General features: G+C 77.7%; 1 protein-coding gene. It reads left to right on the top strand.

All coding sequences use genetic code 11. From position 1 onward, the window contains the following. A partial coding sequence (locus AWZ10_RS29645; protein WP_341846109.1) for a shikimate kinase occupies positions 1 to 686 on the top strand: 686 nt, incomplete at its 5' end. Positions 687 to 767: the final 81 nt, after the last annotated feature.

Genomic DNA, 767 nt, shown 5'->3' with positions numbered 1-767 from the left:
GCGCGGACGTCACCGCCGCACCCGAGGCCGGCACCGCGCCCCTGCGCCGGGCGCCCGGACACGTCGGCGAACCGCCCGCCACGACGCCGGATCGATCAGGGCCCGCGGCGGCCGGCGGACCCGGCTCCCGTCGCTTCCGTCGCTCCCGTCGGGCACGGGGGCAGGCCGGTGTGAGGCCCGTCGCGGTACTGGTGGGGCTGCCCGGGGCGGGCAAGTCGACCGTGGGGCGCCTGATGGCCGACCGGCTCGGGGTCGCTTTCCGCGACACCGACGACGACATCGAGCACCGCACCGGACGGTCCGTCGCGGAGATCTTCGCCTCCGCCGGTGAACGGCGGTTCCGCATACTGGAAAGGGCCGCGGTCCGCGCCGCACTCGCCGAGCACGACGGTGTCCTGGCGCTGGGCGGGGGAGCCGTCATCGACCCGGCCACACGCACGCTGCTCAGGAACGGCCCGGTGGTCCACGTCGACGCCGACGTCCAGGAAGTGCTGGACCGCGGGGGCGCCGTCGCGGGGCGCCCTCTGCTGAACGGCGACGCCGCCGCCCGGCTGCGGGAGCTGGCCGTGAGGCGTGCGCCGCTCTACCGCGAGGTCGCCTGCGTGACGGTGGGCGTCCGGGGCAGGAGCGCCGCGCAGGTCACCCGGGCCGCGCTCGCGGCGCTCGGGCTCCATCCGGCCGCCTGACACCCGGCCGGGCACGCCGGCCGTCCGGCCTCTGCGGTGAGCGCCGGGGCCTGGCGTGGACGAGGACGAGGACGAGGACGA

This window comes from Streptomyces europaeiscabiei, from assembly GCF_001550375.1.
Lineage (GTDB): Bacteria > Actinomycetota > Actinomycetes > Streptomycetales > Streptomycetaceae > Streptomyces > Streptomyces europaeiscabiei.
The sequence above is the reverse complement of the archived record's forward strand: the minus strand, read 5'-3'. Positions and strand labels throughout refer to the sequence as shown.